Source organism: Alteromonas sp. AWJ4_197, from assembly GCF_056160285.1.
The window spans coordinates 1-2,169 of the sequence record NZ_JBSWWW010000023.1 but is presented as its reverse complement, the minus strand read 5'-3'; the positions used below and the strand labels follow the sequence as shown (position 1 = coordinate 2,169).

Below are 2,169 nucleotides of genomic sequence, written 5' to 3'. Positions count from 1 at the left end.
GGCCGCGATCGAGGCGGGGCGGGCCTGATGGCCACCCTGGCCGAGGTCGAGTCCTTCCGCGCCACCCTCGACGACGTCAACACCATGGCCGCCCGCGACCTGGACATGATCTTCAGCCAGATCGTCGCCGGGCTCTCCCTGCAACCGTGGGAGGTCCGCGACGTCCTGGGCGACGTCATGCCCGGGGTGATGGACCCCTACGCCGCCACGATCGGCAACATCACGACCGACTTCTACTACACCGACCGCACCGCCCAGGGCGTCTCGACGTACTACCGCGGCACCCCTCCCGTCCAGATGCCCGTCGACGGGCAGATGCGCTCGCTGGCCGGGAAGGCGACCTCGGTGCTCTACAAGGACCCGGCGGCCACCGCGGCCGCCGTGGGCCTGCTCGTGGGCGGTGCGCAGCGGCTGCTGTTCAACGTCGAGCGGGACACCACCTGGGAGCTGGCCGGCAACGACCCCTCGGGGCCGGTCAACTACCAGCGGATGACGACCTCCGAGGAGCCCTGCGACTTCTGCATCATGCTCGCCTCCTCCGGGGCCGTGTTCTCCGAGGAGTCCTCCGAGGACGTCGTTGGCCGCGGCGTGCCGGTGCGGATCACCCGCAACGGCCGGCGGATGGGCGGGGGCATCAAGTCCCGCGGGCCCCGGGCGATCGGTGAGGCCTACCACGACAACGACAAGTGCGTCGGCATCGCGGTGCACGCGGGCAACGACATCCAGATGCAGATGAAGGCCGCCGAGCACTTCGACCGCTACGCCGAGGCCCGCGCCTGGGTCTCCGAGAACCAGCCGCGCGATCTGAAGTGGACGCAGACCAAGGCCCCGGACGGGTCCCTCAAGCGGAAGTACCGCTGGGAGGACGCCGCGACCAACGAAATCGTCAACGACAAGCAGCAGACCCGCCGGGTCCTCGCCGCCATGCGCGCGATCCGGAAGGGACAGCTCGACGTCGACTAGACCACCGCGACCCGCGCGCGGGACCGCCCGAAACGGGCACCCCACCACGATCCCGAAATGGGAAGGAACGAGATCCGATGAACCGCGACGTCGTCGCACCGCGGGCCCCGCAGAACGGGCCCGCCTGGCTGACCGAGACCCCGCAGGTGCAGCTGCAGCAGTTCCAGCAGCAGGCCGCCCAGACCGACCCCGACCCGGACCCCGCTCCGGAGACGGACCCGGCCGATCCGCCCGCCGACCCGAAGAACGTCAAGGACCCCGAGGGCACCGAAACGGACCCCCGCGCCGAGGCAGACAAGTGGAAGGCCCTCTCTCGGAAGAACGAGGAGCAGGCGAAGAAGAACGCCGCCGACGCCAAGGCCTGGCGCGAGTACCAGGACTCGAAGAAGACCGACGACGAGAAGCGCGCCGAACAGGAGCAGACCCTCGCCGCGGAACGCGACGACGCCCGGCGCGAGAACGCGCTGCTGCGCCTGGGCGTGAAGCACTCCCTGGACGAGGAGCAGATCGGCGAGATCGCCGAGCTCCTCGACGGGGTGCCCGTCGACCAGTTCGCCGAGCGGGCCGAGAAGCTCGCCGCCCGGATCTCGACCCCCAAACGACGCCAGCCCGACCCCGACCCCACCGTCGGCCGGGAGACCCCGCCCTCCGGCGGGTCCACCGGGGACTGGCTTCGTGACCGCATGACCGGCCGCGCCTAAGCGCGACCGCCACCTCTTGAACTGAAGGAGACGAAGCCACCATGGCTGGTTACAACAACATCGTCGGGACCCCCGAGGTCACCGACGTCCTGATCCCGCGCGAAGAGTCCAAGGAGATCATCCAGGAGCTCCCGCAGCAGTCCGTGGTGCTGGCCAACGCCAAGCGCGTCACCATGGGCACCAAGACGGTCCGCCAGCCCGTGCTCGACGCGCTGCCGACCGCCTCCTTCGTCAACGGCGAGACCGGGCTGAAGCAGACCGCGAAGTTCACCTTCAAGGACGCGATGCTCGTCACCGAGGAGATCGCGACCATCATCCCGATCCCCGACTCCGTCGTGGACGACGCCTCCGTGGACCTCTGGGCCATCGCCCGCCCGCTGGCCGCCGAGGCCATCGGCGCGACCTTCGACGAGGCCGCCCTGTTCGGCACCAACAAGCCGGCCACCTGGGGCGAGGCCGGCGTCCCCGGTGCGATCGCCGCCTGCAACGTCGTGCAGGCCGGCAC

The 2,169-nt window shown here is 70.3% G+C and carries 3 protein-coding genes; all 3 read left to right on the top strand.

The genetic code is table 11. The annotated features are described in order from the left end of the window. Positions 1-963: VG15 protein (locus ACXAGC_RS20240; RefSeq protein WP_474846786.1), on the top strand; the 963-nt coding region annotated here is incomplete at its 5' end. Positions 964-1,040: 77 nt separating this feature from the next. Beyond that, positions 1,041-1,664: a hypothetical protein gene (locus ACXAGC_RS20235; protein ID WP_474846784.1), complete on the top strand. Its 624-nt coding sequence runs from the start codon at positions 1,041-1,043 to the stop codon at positions 1,662-1,664. 41 nt (positions 1,665-1,705) lie between these two features. After that, a partial coding sequence (locus ACXAGC_RS20230; RefSeq protein WP_474846782.1) for a phage major capsid protein occupies positions 1,706-2,169 on the top strand: 464 nt, incomplete at its 3' end.

What these genes read in the sequence shown, in the direction of transcription:
- ACXAGC_RS20235 (WP_474846784.1), top strand. Translation starts at nt 1,041, where the DNA reads ATGAACCGCGACGTCGTCGCACCGCGGGCCCCGCAGAACGGGCCCGCC.